The organism is Bradyrhizobium japonicum USDA 6, assembly GCF_000284375.1.
Taxonomy (GTDB): Bacteria; Pseudomonadota; Alphaproteobacteria; order Rhizobiales; family Xanthobacteraceae; genus Bradyrhizobium; species Bradyrhizobium japonicum.
Map to the genome: position 1 here is coordinate 2,988,089 of NC_017249.1, position 16,032 is coordinate 3,004,120.

At 65.0% G+C, this 16,032-nt stretch carries 16 protein-coding genes; 11 read left to right on the forward strand and 5 right to left on the reverse strand.

Annotation, left to right across the window (positions count from 1 at the left end):
- Positions 1–11 precede the first annotated feature (11 nt).
- Positions 12–302, reverse strand: coding sequence for a hypothetical protein (locus BJ6T_RS13985; protein WP_014493027.1), 291 nt, complete (start codon positions 300–302; stop codon positions 12–14).
- Positions 303–615: 313 nt separating this feature from the next.
- Positions 616–1,227 (reverse strand): TetR/AcrR family transcriptional regulator, encoded by a 612-nt coding sequence (locus tag BJ6T_RS13990; RefSeq protein WP_028170664.1) that lies wholly within the window; start codon positions 1,225–1,227, stop codon positions 616–618.
- A gap of 131 nt (positions 1,228–1,358) precedes the next feature.
- Between BJ6T_RS13990 and BJ6T_RS13995 the strand changes: the two genes are divergently transcribed.
- From BJ6T_RS13995 to BJ6T_RS14015, 5 genes are all read left to right on the forward strand, one after another.
- On the forward strand, positions 1,359–2,588 hold the full coding sequence (locus BJ6T_RS13995) for a cytochrome P450 (protein WP_014493029.1): 1,230 nt from the start codon (positions 1,359–1,361) through the stop codon (positions 2,586–2,588).
- A 132-nt stretch (positions 2,589–2,720) separates the two neighbouring features.
- Positions 2,721–6,395, forward strand: a complete 3,675-nt coding sequence (locus BJ6T_RS14000; RefSeq protein WP_014493030.1) for an AsmA family protein — start codon at positions 2,721–2,723, stop codon at positions 6,393–6,395.
- Positions 6,396–6,591: 196 nt separating this feature from the next.
- Positions 6,592–7,710 carry a DUF2336 domain-containing protein gene (locus tag BJ6T_RS14005; protein WP_014493031.1) on the forward strand — a complete coding sequence of 373 codons (1,119 nt, stop codon included), beginning with the start codon at positions 6,592–6,594 and terminating at the stop codon, positions 7,708–7,710.
- Between the two features lie 20 nt (positions 7,711–7,730).
- Entirely contained in the window at positions 7,731–7,964 is a 234-nt protein-coding gene (locus BJ6T_RS14010) for a lipase chaperone (RefSeq protein WP_014493032.1), read from the forward strand.
- Between the two features lie 211 nt (positions 7,965–8,175).
- Positions 8,176–8,403 (forward strand): hypothetical protein, encoded by a 228-nt coding sequence (locus BJ6T_RS14015; RefSeq protein WP_014493033.1) that lies wholly within the window; start codon positions 8,176–8,178, stop codon positions 8,401–8,403.
- A gap of 133 nt (positions 8,404–8,536) precedes the next feature.
- On the opposite strand, the gene BJ6T_RS14020 is transcribed toward BJ6T_RS14015, so the two are convergent.
- Positions 8,537–9,274, reverse strand: a complete 738-nt coding sequence (locus tag BJ6T_RS14020; RefSeq protein WP_014493034.1) for a 3-oxoacyl-ACP reductase family protein — start codon at positions 9,272–9,274, stop codon at positions 8,537–8,539.
- A 98-nt stretch (positions 9,275–9,372) separates the two neighbouring features.
- On the opposite strand from BJ6T_RS14020, the gene BJ6T_RS14025 reads away from it, so the two are divergent.
- From BJ6T_RS14025 to BJ6T_RS14035, 3 genes are all read left to right on the forward strand, one after another.
- The gene (locus BJ6T_RS14025) at positions 9,373–9,966 is read left to right on the forward strand and encodes a TetR/AcrR family transcriptional regulator (RefSeq protein ID WP_014493035.1); all 594 of its coding nucleotides are present in this window, start codon (positions 9,373–9,375) and stop codon (positions 9,964–9,966) included.
- A gap of 185 nt (positions 9,967–10,151) precedes the next feature.
- A complete protein-coding gene (locus BJ6T_RS14030) occupies positions 10,152–10,523 on the forward strand; it encodes a cupin domain-containing protein (RefSeq protein WP_014493036.1) in 372 nt (123 codons plus the stop codon).
- 250 nt (positions 10,524–10,773) lie between these two features.
- Positions 10,774–11,259, forward strand: a complete 486-nt coding sequence (locus BJ6T_RS14035) for a YkgB family protein (protein WP_014493037.1) — start codon at positions 10,774–10,776, stop codon at positions 11,257–11,259.
- 41 nt (positions 11,260–11,300) lie between these two features.
- Here the strand turns inward: BJ6T_RS14035 and BJ6T_RS14040 are convergent, their stop codons facing one another.
- Positions 11,301–11,795 (reverse strand): GNAT family N-acetyltransferase, encoded by a 495-nt coding sequence (locus BJ6T_RS14040; protein WP_014493038.1) that lies wholly within the window; start codon positions 11,793–11,795, stop codon positions 11,301–11,303.
- 211 nt (positions 11,796–12,006) lie between these two features.
- On the opposite strand from BJ6T_RS14040, the gene BJ6T_RS14045 reads away from it, so the two are divergent.
- The 3 genes from BJ6T_RS14045 (at position 12,007) to BJ6T_RS14055 (ending at position 13,960) form a co-directional block, all read left to right on the forward strand.
- Positions 12,007–12,273, forward strand: a complete 267-nt coding sequence (locus BJ6T_RS14045; protein WP_014493039.1) for a hypothetical protein — start codon at positions 12,007–12,009, stop codon at positions 12,271–12,273.
- Between the two features lie 163 nt (positions 12,274–12,436).
- Positions 12,437–13,192, forward strand: coding sequence for an outer membrane protein (locus tag BJ6T_RS14050; protein WP_014493040.1), 756 nt, complete (start codon positions 12,437–12,439; stop codon positions 13,190–13,192).
- Positions 13,193–13,669: 477 nt separating this feature from the next.
- Complete coding sequence (locus BJ6T_RS14055) at positions 13,670–13,960, forward strand: DUF3551 domain-containing protein (RefSeq protein WP_014493041.1); 291 nt, start codon at positions 13,670–13,672, stop codon at positions 13,958–13,960.
- A gap of 182 nt (positions 13,961–14,142) precedes the next feature.
- Here the strand turns inward: BJ6T_RS14055 and feoB are convergent, their stop codons facing one another.
- On the reverse strand, positions 14,143–16,014 hold the full coding sequence (gene feoB, locus BJ6T_RS14060; RefSeq protein WP_028170665.1) for a ferrous iron transporter B: 1,872 nt from the start codon (positions 16,012–16,014) through the stop codon (positions 14,143–14,145).
- Positions 16,015–16,032 lie beyond the last annotated feature (18 nt).

Sequence of the window (16,032 nt, forward strand, 5' to 3'; positions counted from 1 at the left end):
CCGCCGGGCCCTTACGGCGCGGTGCAGTTCGGCAGCGAGGACAGCAGCGCAGGGCCTTCACATCCTGCGCGGCAGCTTCGCGGGCCCGATGGCCAGCCGCGCAGGGCGGCCGGGAGCGCAGGTTTGTTGGTCCAGCCCCGATCGATCAGGATCGACGTCGAGACCTTGGCGTTCTGCGCGGCTTGTGGCGGCGCCTCTTCGGCCGTCGGCGAGGTGAAACGCACGGTCAGCGAAAGCCCGTAGATGAGCGCCGTCGAGACGGCCTTCCGCCGTGGCGCGATTGCAAGCCGTTTCCTGTCCATCGTTTGTCTCCGTCCCCATGATGTGACGTTGCGATGTTTAGCCAACCGGATCGTCGACTGCGCCAGAGCGATTGCCGTCCCTGTCGAGAGATTGCTGCTAACGGACGCGCCTGCGCCAATCGCTCGGTGCCTCGCCGGTTAGCGCCGCGGAGTCCCGGCGTATTTCCCGAAGCAGCCATGCCTTGCCCGATTCTGCCGCAAGCAGCCCTGCGTTTTCACAAACGCACGATTGGGGGGCGGACGACGAGTTGTCGGAGAAGCGAACGCCGGTCGGATCGCGGTCCGGTCGTGCGCGTGATATCGGCGGTCCAGGCTAGTTCGACGACAACCCCGTCCTGCGCCTGAGATCCGTGATCGCGCGCAGAAAACTGTCGGCCGGCGTCGTCTCCGGATCGATCAGGCGGTGCAGGCGAAAGCCGTCTTCCAGCGCCAGCACGACGGAGGCCATCCACGGCGGATTCAGCGTGTCGTTCCTGCCGTTGCTCTTCAACGTGGCCTCGACGATGTCGGCGACCAGCTTGCGCCGCGCGCGTAGCCGCTTGGCAAGCTCCGGGCGGCGCTTCTCGGCGCGCGCGACGAACAGGATCATCTCCATGTGCAGGAGGGGCGAGCGGCCGAGCGGGTCTTGCCGGCTGCGATCCATCGTCTTCAGCGCCGCGATGAAATCGTCGAGATTGTCGTGCTGCGCGAGGATGTCGAGGTTGCGCCGGATCGACTGCTCGACATGATCCTCGAGCATGGCGATGATCAGTTCGTCCTTGCTCTTGAAGTTGGAATAGAATGCGCCGCGGGTGAAGCCCGCGGCGGCCGTGATCGCCTCGATGCTGGCGCCGCCGATGCCGTCGGCTTCGAACACGCGCGCGGCCGCCTCGAACAGTTTATCGCGCGTGTCGTCCCTGGTCGGCCTGGTTCTCGCCCTTGACATCGGCGCAGGTTAGGGCAGAATGCAACTCGATACAACAATGTATCGAGTTTATAATCTTGGGGATGGTTACGCCGCGTACGCAAGGGGACTGCCGGCGTATTCGTGTCATGCGGCAACCGATTGAGGTCACCATGAACGAGCAAGTGCAACCCGCAGGCGGACCGCTGTTCAATCCGCTGTCGCCGGACTTCATCCGCGATCCCTATCCGCACTATGACCGGCTGCGCACGATCGAGCCGATCCATGTGACCCCGTTCGGCCAGTTCGTCACCAGCCGCCACGCCGACGTCAGCCTCGTGATGCGCGACAAGCGCTTCGGCAAGGACTTTGTCGAGCGCTCCAAGCGCCGCTATAGCCCTGCCATCATGGACGAGCCGGTGTTCCGCAGCATGAGCCACTGGATGCTGCAATCCGATCCGCCCGACCACACCCGCCTGCGCGGCCTCGTCGTGAAGGCCTTCACCGCTCGTCGCGTCGAGGACATGCGGCCGCGGATCCAGGCGATCGTCGACCAGGCCATCGATGCGGTGATCGAGCGCGGCCACATGGACCTGATCGAGGATTTCGCCTTCCGCCTGCCGGTCACCATCATCTGCGACATGCTCGGCATCCCCGAGGATCATCGTGAGACCTTCTACAACAGCTCGCGCGATGGCGGCCGGCTGCTCGACCCCGTGCCGCTCACGCCGGAGGAGATCGCGAAGGGCAACGCCGGCAACATGATGGCGCAGATGTATTTCCAGCAGCTGTTCGAGCTGCGCCGCCGCAATCCCGGCGACGACCTCACCACCCAGCTGGTGCAGGCCGAGGAAGACGGCAACAAGCTCACCAACGAGGAATTGACCGCCAACATCATCCTGCTGTTCGGCGCCGGCCACGAGACCACCGTCAATCTGATCGGAAACGGCCTGCTCGCGCTGCATCGCAATCCCGATCAGCTCGCGCTCCTGAAGGCGCGGCCCGAGTTGATGGTCAACGCGATCGAGGAATTCTTGCGCTACGATTCCTCGGTGCAGATGACCGGACGCGTGGCGCTGGAGGACATCGCGGATCTCGGCGGCAAGAGCATCCCCAAGGGCGAGACCGTGCTCTGCCTGCTCGGCTCGGCCAACCGCGATCCGGCGGTTTACCCTGATCGCCCTGACCGGCTCGATGTCACCCGGCCCAACGTCAAGCCGCTGTCGTTCGGCGGCGGCATCCATTTCTGCCTGGGCGCCCAATTGGCGCGCATCGAGGCCGAAATCGCCATCGCGACGCTGTTGCGGCGGCTGCCGGATCTGCGCATCGACGACGTCGAGAACCCGGAATGGCGTCCGACCTTCGTGCTGCGCGGCCTGAAACGCCTGCCGGCGAGCTGGTGATGGCCGCCAGCGTTAACCTCCGCGCCCAACAGTCGCTGTGACTTCGCCACACTTCCCTTTATATAGGGGGCTGTTCCGGCGCGCCTGAGGCCCTCAGGTTCGGCCCGGGCCGGTTTGGCCGAGGGGAGACCCGTGCAGACGACGCTGCTCGGATTGGCGATTGCCTTCATCATTGCGCTGCTGACCGCGCTGATCGGGCCTTACTTCATCGACTGGAACCAGTTCAGGCCCCAGTTCGAGGCGGAGGCGGGCACGATCATGGGCGTGCCGGTGCGGGTGGCGGGCGAGCTGGATGCGCGGCTGCTGCCGGCGCCGACGCTGCGGCTGCGCTCGGTCACCTTCGGCGGCAACAACGATCTCGGCCGCCTGCGCGCCGACAAGCTCGACGTCGAGTTCAGCCTGAGCTCGCTGATGCGCGGCGAATGGCGCGCCACCGAGCTGACCGTCAACGGCATGGCGGTGGATCTCGGCCTGGATGCCAAGGGACGGGTCGATTTGCCGTCCACCGCGAGTGGCACCTTCAACCTGGCCTCGCTTGCGATCGAACGGCTGAACCTCACCGGCCGCATCGCCCTGCACGATGCCGCCAGCCGCTCGACGCTGGAATTGAACGACATCACCTTTTCCGGCGACGTGCGCTCGCTGGCCGGCTCGGTCCGCGGCGACGGCAGTTTCACCGCCACCGGGGTGCGCTATCCGTTCCGCGTCTCCTCCGGCCCGAGCGCCGACGGCAGCGCCACCCGTCTCCACCTCAACATCGATCCCGGCGAGCGCGCGATCTTGGCCGATCTCGAAGGCGTGCTCGCCTTCGACAACCGCCTGCCGAAATTCGACGGCGCGCTGACGCTCGCCGTGCCTCCGGTCAAGAAGGCGGGCACCGCGGGGCCGACACCCTGGAAGCTCACGACAAAGCTCAAGGCCGATCCGGCCGGCGCCAAATTCGACCAGATCGACGCGAGCTTCGGCGCCGAGGACAATGCGATCAAGTTTGGCGGTGTCGGCGATGTCAGGTTCGGCGCCTCGCCGCTGCTGCGCGCGGTGCTGTCGGCGCGCCAGGTCGATGCCGACAAGCTGGCGGGCAAGGACGATGCCGAGCCGCAGCGGGTCCTGTCGGCACTGCGCGCGGGCCTTGCGGCGATCCCGCAGGCGCCGATGCCGGCGCAGATCGAGTTCAACTCCGACCAGATCATGCTGGGCGGGCGTCCGCTCCAGAACATCACGGCGGAGCTTCAGACCGACGGAAGGTCCTGGACTTTCCAGCGGCTCGAGCTGCGCGCACCCGGCATGACGCAGCTCTCGCTCAACGGCGCAACGCCCGGCGCCGACAGCTTCAGCGGCCGTCTCAGCGTCGAGTCGTCCGATCCCGATACGCTGGTGGCCTGGCTCCAGGGCCGCAGCGAGATCAACCGCCGCAGCACGCGGCCGCTGCGCCTTGCCGGCGACGTGACCATCGCCGCCAACCATCTCGCTGTCGACAGGCTGAAGGCCGAGATCGAGGGCGGCGCGGTGGAGGGCCGCATCGCCTTCGTCCAGACCGGCGCGAGCAAGGGCTCGCGGATCGACGCCGAGCTCAAGGCCGACCGTCTCGACCTCGATGCCGCCGCAAGCTTCGTGCGCGCGCTCGCGGGGCCGCAGGGCGAATGGCCGGAGGAAGCCAGGCTCGCGCTCGATGTCGGCCGCGCGATGTCGGCCGGACAGGAGCTGCGGCCGTTCGCGGCGAAACTCGGTTACGGCCCGGCGGCGCTGTCGCTGGAGCAGTTGCGCTTCGGCCAGGCGAGCGGGGTGACCACCGAAGCGAGCGGCAGCTTCGACCGCGTTCATGCCACCGGCAAGCTCGCGCTGAAATCCTCGGCCAATTCGCTGCGTGAGCTCACCGCGCTGCTCGAGCCGATTGCGCCTTCGGTGCGCGCACGGCTCGACGCCATCCCGTCATTGCCCGGCGCAACGCGGCTGAAGCTCGACCTCAGCCTCGACAAGAACGCCGATCATGCCGATCGCAACGACGCGCGCGCCGTGCTCGATCTCGATGCGCCGCAGCTCAAGGCGACCGCGACGCTGGCCGGGCAGACGCCGGTGGCGGCGGTCAACGGCATCGACATCGACCGCTTGCGTAACAGCGACTTCACGCTGGACTCGAAAATCTCGACGCCAAAGGCCGGCGCGTTGCTGGCGCTGCTCGGCCTCGATCGCGTCGCCGCCGCGGGCGAGGGCGCCTCGCAGTTCGAAGGCCGATTGAGCGGCGCCTGGCGCCGGCCGTTGCAGTTGAACGCAAAGCTCAGTGGCGGCGGGCTGGATGCGGATGCGCAAGGCAGCATCGAATTGTCGGACCCCAGTTCGTCCCAGCCGAAGGCCAGCGTGAATTTGCGCGTGCGCAATGCCAATCTGGCGCCGCTGTTCGGGACCAGTCCAACCGATAGATCGGTGCAGAACGTCAACCTGTCCTCGCGCGTCGGCCTCTCCGGCAACCGCCTGACCTTCGACGATCTCGACAGCAGCGCGGCCGGCTCGCATCTGCGCGGGCATCTCGCGGTGACGCTCGATCAGGAGAAGAGCGTCGATGGCGAAATCGGCCTCGACGCGCTCGATCTCGCGCCCGCGTTCGCTATGGCCATCGGCGCCGCCGGACGTGATGCCGGTGATCCCCTGAGTGCGGGGCTGCTCGGCGGCTGGCGCGGCCGCATCGCCTTCCAGGCCTTGCGCGGCACCTTGCCCGACGGCATCGAGCTGCGCCCCGTCGGTGGCACGATCCGGAGCGACGGCCAGTCGCTCGCGCTCGACGCGCTCAAGGGCGGTATCGGCGGCGGTGAGATGTCGGCGAGCTTCGACGCGCGCAATGGCGCCAACGGTGTTGCGCTGAACGCGCGCATCGAGCTCAGGAACGTCGATGCTGCGGCGCTGCGCTACCGCGATCTCGCATTGCCCAAGGGACGCGCCTCGGTGCAGATGGCCCTGACCAGTCAGGGCCGCAGCGTTGCGGCGTTGATCGGTGCGCTCGCCGGCAATGGCACGGTGACGCTCGAGGCCGCGGAAATCAGCGGCCTCAATCCGCGTGCCTTCGAGATCGCCATCCGCGCCAGCGACGGCGGCCAGGTTGCCGACGACAACAGGCTGCGGCAGCTCGTCGAGCCCGCGCTGTCGGCAGGCCCGATCGCGGTCGCCTCGGCGCAGATCCCGTTCACGATCCGCGACGGGCGCCTGCGCGTCGGCGCGACGCCGCTGGACGCCAAGAACGCGCGGGCGATCGTCTCCGGCGGCTACGACATTCCCGCCGACCAGGCCGACATCCGCGCCAGCCTGACGCCGATCATGACCGGGCTCTCCGGCGCGCCGCCGGAGATCCAGCTGTTCGCGGCAGGTCCCCCCGACAAGCTCAGCCGCACCGTCGATCTCGCGCCGCTGTCGTCCTGGCTCGCGGTGCGCACGATCGATCGTGAGACGCGCCGGCTGGATGCGATCGAGCGCGGCGAGCCGCCGCCGGCGACTGCGGCGCTGCCGACGCTGGTCTCGCCCGATCCGGTGCCCGAGCCGTCGCTGATCGACGTGCCGTTGCCCGGCCGCGATCCGCGCCGCGCGCCGCCGAAGCCAAAGGCCGCGCCGACGCCGAAGGCGCCGCATGCCGCCCCCGCGGTGCCAAGTCCTTCAATCACAAGTCCTTCAATCGCAAGCCCGCCACTCACAAGCCCGCCGCTCGCGAGCCAGCAGATCGCGCCGCTGCCGCCGCCGATCGAGGTGAGGCCGGCGCCGGGCCCGCCGCCCGCAAGACCCAAGCCGAAGCCACCGCTGGTGCTGACGCCGTCGAATCCGTGAGGGCAGCAGCTTCGGCAAGCGCGGGCCCTTGCTCGCCGGTAAACCCATTCCCGCGCATTTTATCGAATTTTGCCCGGCAAAACTGATCTGCCGGTTTTACCGGATTCTCGCGTTTGTTCCCTAGTCTCTGTTCCCAGAGGAATTCGGCGTCCCGCCAGCACGAGCGGGATGGCTAACCAAGAACTGGGGTATCGAGATGAACGGCGCAAAATCGCTTCTGCAGGATCTGGACGACGCGATCGCGCGCGGCACCGACGAGAGCCGGGCGAAGGCGTTGTGGCATGCGACCGACATCCTGATCACCGGCCGCTACAGCGACGACGAGATCAGCATGTTCGGCGAGGTCATCGGGCGGCTTGCCGACGAGATCGAGGTCGCCGCGCGGGCGCAGCTCTCCGAGCTGATGTCGGCCTGCGACCATGCTCCGCTCAATGTCATCGAAAAGCTCGCCCTCGACGACGAGATCGACGTGGCCGGTCCGGTGCTGCGCGATTCCAGTCGGATCGACGAGAAGATGCTGGTCGAGAGCGCGATGACCAAGGGCCAGGCGCATCTGCTTGCGATCGCCCAGCGCAAGTCGATCGGCGAAGCCGTCACCGACGTGCTCGTCAAGCGCGGCGACCAGGAGGTCGTGACCTCCGTCGCCAAGAACGAGGGCGCGCGCTTCTCCGGCTCGGGCCTGCTGCACATGGTCCGGCGCGCCGAGGGTGACTCGATCCTCGCCGAGCAGCTCGGCCTGCGCAAGGACGTGCCGCGCCACATCTTCCAGCAGCTCATTTCCAAGGCGTCGGAAGACGTCCGCCGCCGCCTCGCGAGCGAGCGGCCCGAGATGATGTCGCAGATCCAGAGCTCGGTGACCGACGTCACCGGCGATCTCCAGTCCAAGTTCGGTCCGTCCTCGCGCAGCTATTTCGTCGCCAAGCGCGTGGTGACGACGCAGTACCGCCAGGGCAACCTCAACCAGGACTCGATCTCGAACTATGCGCGCCAGCACCGTTTCGACGAGGTGCAGATCGGCCTGTCGCTATTGTCGTCGCTTCCGGTCGACGTGATCGAGCGCGCGATGATGGACCGCAATCGCGAGATACTTCTGGTGCTGTGCAAGGCGCTCGACTTCTCGTGGGACACCACCATGTCGCTGCTGTTCCTCGGCGCCAAGGATCATCTGATCACGGCGCGCGAGCTTCATGACAGCGAGCGCGAGTTCGGCAAGCTCAAGATCGAGACGTCGCGCAGCATTCTGAAGTTCTACCAGTCGCGCAAGACCGGCGCGGGTGCCGATACGGGCCGTCAGCCCGAGCTCCAGGTGCACTGAGCCAGAGGGGAGTATTTGCCATGTTGCCTCAATTCGGCACCGCAATTCGCAAGAACAAGAGCCTGCCCGTCGATGCCGGCGGTTCGGCCCCCGAGAAGGCTTCCGTCGACGCCGCCTGGCTCGTGCTGGAAGCCGCCAACGATCTCGGCGACCACGCCGCGATCGCGGCCTGTCGCCGCGTTATCGACGCCGAGCTCAACGGCACGATCGCCGGCAGTTCGGACATCGATCTCGTGCTGGGTTATTTCCGGTAAGACGCCGTGGCCCGGACGAAGCGCAGTTCAATCCGGGACCGCCGTGTCCGCGCAAGAAGACCCGGATTACGCTTCGCTTCATCTGGGCTGCGCGGCTGAGTGTATCGGAAGGGATGGCTCTTGCAGCGCGCTATCTCCTGGCGCAGTCGAAAGTATGCTATCATACCACCAGGGATAGCATTCGCTATTCCTGAATTCGGGAGAGATAGCCATGAAGACCTTCGCGTTCCTCGTCGTCGGGCTCGCTGTCGCAACCCTTTCTATGCCGACAGCCAACGCCCAATACAAATGCTCCTGGAGTAGCGGCACCATTTCCCCGGTCCCGTGTGCCAAGCGTTATGCCGTCAACTACGAAGCGTGCCGAAAATACGTCATCGAGCATGGCTCGACCGGGGCTGACGCCATGTGGTGGTGTACGAGCCAGGGTTATACCAAGTAAGGTCACACCAAGTGATTTGAGGCCGATTACCAGCAGGAGGCCGCCTCGTGGGCGGCCTCCTGCAGCCGGACGTCGCCAGGTTCGCCGTCATCCCGGGTCGGTCCGACCGGAATTCGCGTCCGGCGTGGGATGCCTAGGCGTTCGCGCCGCCGTCGACGGTCAATGTCGAGCCGGTGATGTATTTTGCCTTCGCGCTCGCCAGGAATGCCACGGCATTCGCGATGTCATCCGTCGCACCATACCGGCCCAGTGCCATGAACTGTTTCAGCGTCTCCGCGGTCGGGCCGCTTGCGGGGTTCATGTCGGTGTCGATCGATCCCGGCTGCACCAGATTGACCGTGACGTCCCTGGGGCCGAGCTCCCGCGCCAGCGCCTTCGTGAACGCTGCAAGCGCCGACTTCGACGCCGCGTACACGCCGAGCACCGGCGCGGGCACGCGGTCGGCGAAATAGCTGCCGATGGTGATGATGCGGCCGCCTTTGCCGAGATGGGGCAGTGCGGCCTTGCTCGCGATCATTGGCGAGCGCACGTTGACGTCCAGCAGCGCATCGATGTCTTCCAGCGAGATGTCGTTGAGGCCGCCCAATCGAAGAATTCCGGCGTTGTTGACGAGAATATCGAGCCCGCCCAGCGCCGCGACGGTCTTGGCAACCGAGGCCTGAACGGCAGCGACATCGGCGCTGTCGGCCTGGATCGCCACGGCCTTGCGCCCGCCTGCCTTAATGACGTCCACGATCTTCGCGGCGCTGTCTGCGGACTTTTCGTAAGTGATTGCAACATCGGCGCCTTCCGCGGCCAGCGCTTTTGCAATGCCTGCACCGATGCCCCTGCTTGCGCCCGTCACCAGGGCCCGTTTTCCTGCCAGATTCATTTAATCTCTCCAATTTTGTAACGATCGACACAGAATATGTGGAGTCTTGAACGGGCGCGTCAAGTCAATTATGTGTTGATCATTACAGAAAGGGCGAGATGGCCGGACGACCCAGGGAATTCGATCGAGAGGCAGCGCTCGAAGCCGCCATGTTCCTGTTTTGGCGCAAGGGTTTCGAGGCGGCCTCGATGCACGACCTCTGCGACGCCATGGGCGTCCGCTCGCCGAGCCTCTATGCGGCCTTCGAAAGCAAGGAGGCGCTCTACCTCGCCGCAATCGAGCACTACGTTCAGACCCAGGGACCTCCGGTGTGGGACAAGCTCGCGGACGGAAAAACTGCGCGCGAGGGCATCGAGCACCTGCTGATCAGGGCGACCGAGACCCTGCCGAAATCCCGGACGGCGCCGGCCGGCTGCATGGCCGTGCTCGGTGCCGTCAGCGACGAATGGCCGGCCACAATCGCCCGCGCGATCAGGAAGGTCCGGCTCGACATGCTCGGCAATCTGCGCGCGCGGATCGAAGGGGCGGTGGTCAGCGGCGAGCTGCCTGCCGCAACCGACGTCGATGCGCTGAGCCGTTTCTATCTGAGTGTCTTTCAGGGCATGGCCATCCAGGCCAAGGACGGCGCCACGCCTGAGGAATTGAGGGGCGTAGCGAAGGCGGCCATGGCGATGTGGCCGGGCGAGCAGTAGCTCACGGCCTACGAACTCCGCTCCGTCCATCCTACGAGCTGATGTTGCCTCGTCGCGACGCAATCTGCGGCACCGAATGAAACCGGAGATCGGCCATTTTGTTGCCTTGCGCTCAGCATCCCATCGTCATTCGCCGCGATTTGGCGCGGCGGCGACGGCTCAATCCTCCGCGAGACAGGTGCCCCATGGACGAACATATCGACCGTCAGTCAAGCGCCCCGCAAGCAGGGTTTGCCGGTGTCACGCGCAAGATTCTCGAACGTCTTCCGCTGCCGGGCAATCATCAGGAGCTCATGGTCGTCGAAGTCACCTATCCGCCGGGCGGCGTCGCGCCGCTGCACCGGCATCCCGTCGCGGGCGCGATCTACATCGTCGAAGGTGTCGCCGAGTCCGCCTATGGCACCGACGAGCCACGGCAATACCGGGCGGGAGAGACGTTGCAGGACCGGGCGGATCTTCCCCACACCCTGTTTCGCAATTGCGATCCGGAACGTCCGCTCCGTTTCCTGACCATCTACGTGCTCGAACCCGGACGCTCCTACACGCTGGAGCCGTGAAGTAGCCCATAGGATGGGTAGAACGCAGCGAAACACATCATTCCTCCAAGCGTGTTGGGGCGTGATGGGTTTCGCTGCGCTCTCCCCATCCTGCGAGCTATGGCTTGCCGTCCGGGAACACGCGCCTTGCACGCAGCTGTGATCGTGGAACCCCGCCGCGCATGTAACGACCGACGCTCCCCTCCGAATAGCCCGTAGCGGACGCTTCGTTCGCCAACAGATGGATGCGCAATCCGGGAGAAATCGTCGCATGATGGGATTCAACGTCGCGGAGAATGGTGGAGGCTCTTATCGTCCGCTCGCCATTCTGCGCTGGGTCATGGTGGTCATATTCGTATCGTTTGGAATGCAGAAATTCACACTGCAATCCGCACAGGGTATCGCTCAGTTCATCAGCAACAGCCCGTTCATCTCCTGGCTGTCGGTATTCGGCCTGAGGGGAGAGGCATACGTTCTCGGTGTCGCCGAATTCGTGATTGCGGCGCTGCTCGTGGCAGGCAGCTTCAGTCCGGTCTTGTCGGCGCTGGGTTCATTCATGGGCGTGGTGACCTTCGCGATCACGTGGTCGTTCTTCTTCACGACGCCGGGCGTCGTCACATGGAGCCTTTCAACCGATCCGATGGCGTGGAATCTGGCCGGTGAGTTCTTGTTCAAGGACATCGTCCTGCTGTGTGTCTGCATCGTTCTGTTTCTCGCTTCGTTGCCGCAATCGGTTGTCCGGCTCCGCACCGGCTGAGCGTAAAGCGGCTTAGCTCTACCGATCCGATGAGACGCCTCTCACCGTCGGATGCGGTAGATCACGACGGCTTCGCCGTGATGCGTCGTGTCCTTCTCGAGGATGTAGTTCGACTTCTCCAGCACGCGGCGGGATGCGCCGTGTCCGACGAAGACGAGGCCGATGAGGGACGGCAGCTCGAGTTGCGACAGCCCGATCTCCGTCAGCGCCGTCGCGATCTCGCTCGCAAGGCCCTGACCCCAGAATTCGCGCTTGAACGTGTAGGCAATCTCGACCTCGTCCACGCCATCGACGAGGATATGCCGGATCCCCGCCCGCCCGGCGAAGGATCCGTCTTTGCGCAGCACCCACAATCCGAAGCCGTGCCGGTCCCAATGGGCGATGTTGACGGCGAGATAGGTCTTCGTCACATCGGGCGTGCGCACGCCGCCGAGATAGCGGGACACCTCGGCATCGAGATGCAGCGCGACGAGATCGGCGAGGTGGCCGTCGTGCAATTTCTCGGCGGTCAGTCTGTCGGTGCTGAAATGGTCCATGGAGCAGTTCGTCGCTTTGGAGCTGGTCGCGATCTTGATGATGCCATCGTGCCCCTGTTCTGCCCGACGGGTCAACCGAGCCTCAGTTCGCAGCCCGGCGCGTCAAGCGTTCGCATAAAAGCGGTCAAGTCGCTGCTTGATCTGAATCAAACAGGCGGATGACGGCCGCACCACAACATGGCTCCAGGGACTGGTGACATGTTGGTGCGCAATGAGTCCGACCTGGTACGTCACTTTCGAAGTGCAACGGCGAGGCGTTCTGCCGAGACAACGAAGTCCGCGCGAGACGAAGACCTTTGCAACTGAGCAGGAAGCGAAGCTGTTTGCGCGCGCCAAGCGCGATGAGGGACTTTCCGTCTTTGCAGGCACGATCAACCCGCACCTCCCGAAACGGCTGATCCCGTCGTCCGGCATCAACGCGTGGCTTGCCGACGAACAGGACAGCGCTGCGGCGCCCGGCACTTCAGATAGCGACTAAGCACTTTCCCGTGCATAGCGATGACGTTTGAGTGTTGCCATTTTGGTACGGGCCAGGAATCCCCTCGCGCATAGACTTCAGGCTGTTCGCAGCGTTTATGCACGCCAGCCTGCATAGGGCTCGCATTTTTGACGGACGAGATTTGAGCAAAGGGGACGAAACGATGAAAAAGCTTTCGATCGCGGCGATCGGCCTCGCTGCGCTGAGCATGGCGGCTCCGGCCATGGCGGCGGATATGGCCGTGAAGGCGCCGCCGCCGGCACCGGTGGTGGCGGTTTACAACTGGACCGGGTTCTACATCGGCGCCAACGGAGGCTGGGGGCAGAGCCACGGTTGCGTGGATTTGATAACGCCGGCGGGAGCAGTCGCAAGTGGTTGCGCCGATCGCTCCGGAGGCCTCGTCGGCGGACAGATCGGGTATCGCTGGCAGACCAATCAGTTCGTGCTCGGCCTGGAAGCCCAGGGTGATTGGGCCGAGATCAAGAACACGCGCGTCAGTTTGATCGATCCGTTGATCTCGACCACGGGCAAGACCGATGCCATCGGGCTGTTCACCGCTCAGCTCGGTTGGGCATGGAACGCCTCACTGCTCTACGTGAAGGGCGGCGCCGCAGTGACGCGCAATCGCTTTGACATCTTCAACAATGTCACAGGCGTCGGCCTCGCCTCGGCAGGTCACACGCGTTGGGGCGGTGCCCTGGGTGTCGGCTGGGAGTATGGCTTCACCCCGAACTGGACAGTCGGTGTCGAATACGACCATCTCTGGATGGGGCGTGACAACACCGGCTTCGCAGGCGTGGTCACACCTGGTGGGTTCACCCTCACGGGCAGCGGAGTCACCCAGGATATCGACATGGTCACGGTTCGCGTGAACTATCGCTTCGGCGGTTATGGTGCTGGTTATGGCGCTCGCTACTGAGCCTGTGTCTTCCCGGTGAACTCAGGCCCCGGCATCGACCGGGGCCTTTTTCATGGGGAGCGAAAGAAAACGCGCGGATGTCCGGCATCAATTGCTGCGGTTGAGCGCGGAGAGCTGCTTCCTGTCGAGCAGGACGGCGTGACGCTGGTTGTTGTCGATGAAGCCGATGATGCCGAGCTTGTTCGAAACCGGGGGTACGCGCGTATTATTAGGGAGGCCCCTGGACCTATGGCTACAGTGGCTGATCCGATTACGCCGCGCGCAACGGTATCGGCTGCACGCCAGGCACGCTCGTCAAGGGCGACGACGGCATCATGTATGTTTGCCAGTAATGATGAGGCACCGCGGCCTCGCGCCGCCTCCATTTGATTTGTTGATTTTGGTTGCAACCATGCACGCCAAATTGAGTTGATGTTGGCGGCCCGACGGGAGATTCTTGCACGCAGAAGCCGACAGAGCTGAGATCAGGAGATGGCCATGATCCGACTGCTTTTCGCAATCGTATCGCTTAGCTCAATTCTGGTGTCGACGACCTCGATCTCGCTCGCGGCCGGGCGCCATTATCGCCAAGGCTATGTCGCCCCGAGCGGTCCATATGATCTCTACTGCTTGCAGGGGCGGATTTGGGGATACCCAGGCAATTGCCAATTCGCGACCTATGAGCAGTGCATGGCAACCGCTTCAGGGATCAATGCCTATTGCGGCGTCAATCCGACCTACGCCTTCGCGCAGCAGCGTGACCCCCGGGGGCAGTGGTATCCGCGCTAGGATCGTTGTCGCTCGTCCGACGATTCTTCGACGATGCCATTCTGCCAGTGTTTTGCCCGACGGTGCAACTCGCGCGCAGCCCGTCGCGCGGGCGATTTTCGCGCACGCGCGTAACCCATTGATTTCACGAACCCCGTCTACTGTGCATGGGGTTGTTTTCGCAGTTTTGGTTTGAGGGGGCCTTATCCCGCGCCGAGTGCGACCGCAACGTTGTAGGTCAAAAGGCTCGCGGCGTAAGCCAGCACCAGCATGTAGAAGAAGGTCACCGCCATCCAGGCCCAGCTTCCGGTCTCGCGCCGGATCACCGCGAGCGTGGATGCGCATTGCGGGGCGAAGATGTACCAGGCCAGCATCGACAGCGCGGTGGCGAGCGACCATTTCGTCGCCAGCACCTGGCCGATCTGCTCGGCCGCTTCCTTGCCGCCTTCGATCGCGTAGACGGTGCCGAGCGCTGCGACCGCGACCTCGCGCGCCGCCATGCCCGGGATCAGCGCGACCGCGATCTGCCAGTTGAAGCCGACGGGGGCGAGCAGCGGCTCGAGCGCCTTGCCGATGATCGCAGCGAGGCTGAAGTCGATCGCCGGCTCGGTGGCGCCCGCGGGCGGCTGCGGGAATGAGGCCAGGAACCAGATCAGCACCATCATCGAGAAGATCGTGGTGCCGGCGCGGTACAGAAACATTTTCGCCCGCGTGTAGACGCCGATCGCGATCGATTTCAGCCGCGGCATCTTGTAGTCCGGCAGCTCCAGCATGAACGGCGCCGGCGCATAGTCGCGCAGCATGAAGAATTTGATCAGGAACGAGACGAACAGCGCGCTGGTGATGCCGGCGGCGTAGAGGCCGAACATTACGAGGCCCTGGAGGTTGATGAAGCCCCAGACGTCCCTGGCCGGAATGAAGGCGGAGATGATGAGCGTGTAGACGGGAATGCGCGCCGAGCAGGTCATCAGCGGCGCGATCAGGATCGTGGTCAGCCGGTCGCGCTTGTTGTCGATCACGCGCGTCGCCATGATGCCGGGAATGGCGCAGGCAAAGCTCGACAGCAGCGGAATGAAGGCGCGGCCGTGCAGGCCGGCGCCACCCATGATGCGGTCCATCAGGAACGCGGCGCGCGCCATGTAGCCGAAGTCTTCCAGCAACAGGATGAACAGGAAGATGATGATGATCTGCGGCAGGAACACGATGACGCTGCCGACGCCTGAGATCACGCCGTTCTGAAGGAAGCTCTGCAGCAGGCCGGCGGGCAGGGTGGCGTGCACGAGCTCGCCGAGCGCATCGAAGCCGTTGTTGAGCAGGTCCATCAGCGGCTGTGCCCAGGCGAACACCGCCTGGAACATCACGAACAGGATGAGAGCGAGCACGATCAGGCCGCCGACCGGATGCAGCACCACGGCATCGATCCGCGCGGTCCAGGTGTCGGGTCTAGCAGGCAGGCTGACGCAGTCGGCGATGATGCGATCGGCCTCGCGCTGGGTGGCGCGCAACTCGGCGACGCTGAGCGCGCGCCAGCTGTTCTCCTGCGGCTCCGCCGCGAGTTTCGCCGAGATCTCGTCCGTCAGCGCCAACAGATCGGCCGTGCCGCTCTTGCGCACCGCGATCGAGGTGACCACGGGCACGCCGAGCTCCTTGGCGAGCCGCTCCACGTCGACGGTGATGCCGCGCCGGCTCGCGATGTCGAACATGTTGAGCACGAGGATCATCGGCCGGCCGGTGCGCTTCAGCTCCAGCAGCAGGCGGATGGTCAGGCGCAGATTGGTCGAGTCGGCCACGCACAGCACGAGGTCGGGCACGGTCTCGCCGGACGCCTTGCCGAGCACGAAGTCGCGGGTGATCTCCTCGTCCGGGCTGCGGCCGCGCAGCGAGTAGGTGCCGGGCAGGTCGACCACCGAGACCTGGCGTCCGAGCGGCGTGACGAAGAAGCCTTCCTTGCGCTCGACGGTGACGCCCGGATAGTTCGCGACCTTCTGTCGGCTGCCGGTCAGCGCGTTGAACAGCGACGTCTTGCCGCTGTTCGGCGTGCCCACCAGGGCGAGATGCAGCAGAGGGGCTTCCATGTGATCAAAGGCCATGGG

Bases quoted from the DNA above. Each gene is read 5' to 3' on its own strand.
- BJ6T_RS13985 (WP_014493027.1), bottom strand. From the start codon at position 302: ATGGACAGGAAACGGCTTGCAATCGCGCCACGGCGGAAGGCCGTCTCG.
- BJ6T_RS13990 (WP_028170664.1), bottom strand. From the start codon at position 1,227: ATGTCAAGGGCGAGAACCAGGCCGACCAGGGACGACACGCGCGATAAA.
- BJ6T_RS13995 (WP_014493029.1), top strand. From the start codon at position 1,359: ATGAACGAGCAAGTGCAACCCGCAGGCGGACCGCTGTTCAATCCGCTG.
- BJ6T_RS14005 (WP_014493031.1), top strand. From the start codon at position 6,592: ATGAACGGCGCAAAATCGCTTCTGCAGGATCTGGACGACGCGATCGCG.
- BJ6T_RS14010 (WP_014493032.1), top strand. From the start codon at position 7,731: ATGTTGCCTCAATTCGGCACCGCAATTCGCAAGAACAAGAGCCTGCCC.
- BJ6T_RS14015 (WP_014493033.1), top strand. From the start codon at position 8,176: ATGAAGACCTTCGCGTTCCTCGTCGTCGGGCTCGCTGTCGCAACCCTT.
- BJ6T_RS14020 (WP_014493034.1), bottom strand. From the start codon at position 9,274: ATGAATCTGGCAGGAAAACGGGCCCTGGTGACGGGCGCAAGCAGGGGC.
- BJ6T_RS14025 (WP_014493035.1), top strand. From the start codon at position 9,373: ATGGCCGGACGACCCAGGGAATTCGATCGAGAGGCAGCGCTCGAAGCC.
- BJ6T_RS14030 (WP_014493036.1), top strand. From the start codon at position 10,152: ATGGACGAACATATCGACCGTCAGTCAAGCGCCCCGCAAGCAGGGTTT.
- BJ6T_RS14035 (WP_014493037.1), top strand. From the start codon at position 10,774: ATGATGGGATTCAACGTCGCGGAGAATGGTGGAGGCTCTTATCGTCCG.
- BJ6T_RS14040 (WP_014493038.1), bottom strand. From the start codon at position 11,795: ATGGACCATTTCAGCACCGACAGACTGACCGCCGAGAAATTGCACGAC.
- BJ6T_RS14045 (WP_014493039.1), top strand. From the start codon at position 12,007: ATGAGTCCGACCTGGTACGTCACTTTCGAAGTGCAACGGCGAGGCGTT.
- BJ6T_RS14050 (WP_014493040.1), top strand. From the start codon at position 12,437: ATGAAAAAGCTTTCGATCGCGGCGATCGGCCTCGCTGCGCTGAGCATG.
- BJ6T_RS14055 (WP_014493041.1), top strand. From the start codon at position 13,670: ATGATCCGACTGCTTTTCGCAATCGTATCGCTTAGCTCAATTCTGGTG.
- feoB (WP_028170665.1), bottom strand. From the start codon at position 16,014: ATGGAAGCCCCTCTGCTGCATCTCGCCCTGGTGGGCACGCCGAACAGC.